Raw genomic sequence first — 2118 nt, forward strand, 5'->3', positions numbered from 1 at the left:
TCCTGGACGTCTCCGGCCCGCGGACGCGGTTCGCACGTCAAATGGTCGCAGCCGGGCACGACGTCGTGCGAGTCGTCCCCTCGGCGAAGGGTCTGGACCCCTCGTATCCCGGCGTGGTCGACATGCGCAGCCGGGCGCAGCTGGGCAACCCCACGCCCGGCCAGGGCAGGTTCCTGCACGTCGCGGGCGACTCCCGATCGCTGGACTGGTTCGCTCCGGCGAGCTTCGACGCCGTCCTCGCCGAGGGCCGGGCGCTGTCGTTCTGCCTGGCTACCGAGACGACCCTGGAGGAGATCTACCGCATGCTGCGCCCCGGTGGGCGACTGCTGCTGTGCGTCGACTCGCTCCTGCTCGGGCTCGCCCGTCTCGCCGAACAACACCGCTGGGCAGAGCTGTCGGACGTGCCCCGGGCCGATGTCGTGCTCGTCCCCGCCGAAGACGGCTCCATCACCCGCTGTTTCTGGCCGGAGGAACTGCACGCGCTACTGACCAGCGCGGGCCTCGACGTCGACTGGATCCGTCCACGGACGGTGCTGTCGGCCGAGGCGGTGACACGCGCTGTCGCCTCCGATGTGTCCTGCTTCCCCACCCTCGTCCGGACCGAGGTCGAGCTTTCCGCCGAACGCGAGGGCGAGTCGATCGGCATCCACCTTGTGGCCAGTGCCCGCCGCCCCGGCTGATCGGGCCGGCTGATCGGGCCGGCTGATCGGGCCGGCTGATCGGGCCGGGCCTGGCCCGATCAAGGCGGTTTCCGGCATGCTGAGGTGGTGACCGTCACCACGGATGTGCCTATCGACCCCTGGCCGGCACCAACGGCGCAACGACCAGTCGACGCGACCGTGATGATGCCGGGCTCGAAGTCGGCGACCAACAGGGCGCTGATCCTGGCAGCGATCTCAGACGGCACGAGCCGGCTGAGTCGGCCCCTGCGATCACGCGACACGCTGCTCATGGCCGCCGCGCTGCGCGCGCTCGGGGTCGCCGTGCTCGACGACCGCGGCGACTGGGTCGTCCACGGTGAATTCCCGCTGCGGGCTGCCCCGGGTGCTCTGATCGACTGCGGCAACGCCGGTACGGTCGCCCGGTTCACCCCGGCGCTGGCCACACTGGCCCACGGTGACCTGGTGTTCGATGGCGACCCGCGCATGCGTGAACGTCCGCTCCACCCTCTCCTGGATGCATTGCGGGCCCTGGGCGCACGCATCGACGGCAACCGGATGCCACTGACCGTGCATGGCCGCGGGCGCCTCACCGGGGGTGAGGTGACGGTGGACGCGTCCACGTCCAGCCAGCTCGTGTCCGGGCTTCTGCTCGCGGCACCCAGATATGATCATGGAGTAACCGTCCGACATGTGGGCTCGCGGCTGCCCTCATGGCCGTACCTGGAGATGACCGTTGCGGACCTGCGTGCCGCCGGCGCCTCGGTTGAGGTTGACGTCGACCGGACCCAGGCGGGGGTGGCTGCGCGCTGGTCGGTCGCACCCGGCAGGATCCTCGCCCACGACCGCATCATCGAGCCCGACATCAACAGCGCGACTGCCTTCCTTGCGGCGGCGGCGGCGACCGGCGGTCGCGTCGTCCTCGCCGACTGGCCGGCCGCAACCGTGCAGCCCGGCCGGCTGCTCCCGGAGTTGCTGACCGCGATGGGCTGCGCCGTCACACAGACATCGGTCGGTCTCGAGGTACGCGGCCCGCAACGCCTGCGTGGCATCGACGTGGACCTCACCGACTACGGCGAGGCCGCTCCCACGCTCGCGGCGCTCGCCGTCCTCGCCGATTCGCCCAGCCGCCTGCGGGGCATCGCACACCTGCGGTTGCAGGAAACCGACCGACTCGCGGCGCTCGCGGCGGAGCTGGGCCACCTGGGTGCGGCAGTCACCGTGACCGAGGACGGGCTGGCCATCTCCCCCGCACCGCTGTCCGGCGCCGCTCTCGACCCGCGGGCCGACCATCGCCTCGCCATGGCGTATGCCGTGGTGGGGCTCGTGGTACCGGGGGTGCTGGTCCACGACATCGGCACAACCGCCAAGACCGTGCCACACTTTGATCGACTGTGGGCACAGATGCTGACCGGTACCGGGATGCCGGACGAGACGGTCCGGCAACGATGAAGTCCGG

At 71.0% G+C, this 2118-nt stretch carries 2 protein-coding genes; both read left to right on the plus strand.

Annotated features, from left to right (window positions below):
- A partial coding sequence (locus U9980_RS03540; protein WP_322766655.1) for a methyltransferase domain-containing protein occupies window positions 1–680 on the plus strand: 680 nt, incomplete at its 5' end.
- An 87-nt stretch (window positions 681–767) separates the two neighbouring features.
- The gene (gene aroA, locus U9980_RS03545; RefSeq protein WP_322766656.1) at window positions 768–2111 is read left to right on the plus strand and encodes a 3-phosphoshikimate 1-carboxyvinyltransferase; all 1344 of its coding nucleotides are present in this window, start codon (window positions 768–770) and stop codon (window positions 2109–2111) included.
- Window positions 2112–2118: the final 7 nt, after the last annotated feature.

The organism is Protofrankia sp. Cr1 (assembly GCF_963555865.1).
Taxonomy (GTDB): domain Bacteria; phylum Actinomycetota; class Actinomycetes; order Frankiales; family Frankiaceae; genus Protofrankia.